We start from the raw sequence: 967 nt of genomic DNA, 5'->3' as shown, positions 1-967 counted from the left end.
GCTCGGCGTGGGTGCCGTGGCTGAGGTTGAAGCGGGCTACGTCCATTCCGGCTTCGACCAGGGCTTTGATCTGGTCGTACGAGTCGGTGGCGGGGCCCAACGTACAGACGATTTTTGCTCGGCGCATGGTTTGAGCCTAGACCTTACCGATGGGTAGGGAATTGGCCGTGCATGACTACTCAACAACCTTTGGGTGAAGGCTTATTGACAAGGCTTGAATGTGCGGCGGGGTGCTCCAATGAGCGTGTGCGAGCGGGTGAATGGTCGAATTAATAGGCCCGGCTCATAGACGCGGGGGTGCCATCGTGAAGCGTGCGTTGACCTGGGCGTAGACGTGTTGTCGTTCGGGTTCGAGGTCGAGGGGTGCGGCGGTGTCCTCGGCGGCTCCGCCCACGAGGGCCCGGGAGCGCATACGGCCCGCGGGTGCCGCGTAGGTCTGGGTGTTCTCGGCGCCGATGTCGGCGAGTTCGACGAGGGCGGCGAGGGTGGTGCCGAGGGCTTCGGCGTATTCGCGGGCGCGTTGGACGGCTTCGTGGACGGCTTGTTGGCGGGCCCGGCGGTGGACGGGTGAGTCGGGGCGCAGGGCCCACCAGGGGCCGTCGACGCGGGTGAGTTCGAGGTCGGCGAGGCGGGTGGTGAGTTCGCCGAGGGCGGTGAAGTCGGCGAGTTCGGCGGTGACGTTGACTCGGCCGTGGTAGCGGTGGACGCGTTCGCCGCGGCCGTGCTTGGTGAGTTCGGGGGTGATGGAGAAGCCGCCGGTCTCCAGGCGTTCGACGGCTTCGCCGTAGCTCTTGACCAGGTCGAGGACGGTGGCGTTGCGGCGGGTGAGGTCGTCGAGGGCGGTGCGGCGGTCGGTGCCGCGGGCGGCGACGGTGATGCCGATGCGGGCGATCTCGGGGTCGACCTCGAGGCGGGCCTCGCCGCGGACGGCGATGCGGGGTGCGTCGGGGGTGCCGTAGGGGACGGG

Annotated in this window: 2 protein-coding genes; both read right to left on the bottom strand. The window is 68.5% G+C overall.

The window, feature by feature from the left end; translation table 11 throughout:
• Nucleotides 1-127 (bottom strand): pyruvate kinase (locus JHN63_RS51420; RefSeq protein ID WP_200691993.1); only part of this gene is annotated, 127 nt, incomplete at its 3' end.
• A 156-nt stretch (nucleotides 128-283) separates the two neighbouring features.
• The coding region (locus tag JHN63_RS51415; RefSeq protein WP_234478971.1) for an SIMPL domain-containing protein at nucleotides 284-967 on the bottom strand (684 nt) is incomplete at its 5' end.

It is taken from the genome of Streptomyces sp. MBT65 (assembly GCF_016612545.1).
Taxonomy (GTDB): Bacteria; Actinomycetota; Actinomycetes; order Streptomycetales; family Streptomycetaceae; genus Streptomyces.
The sequence above is the reverse complement of the archived record's forward strand: the minus strand, read 5'-3'. Positions and strand labels throughout refer to the sequence as shown.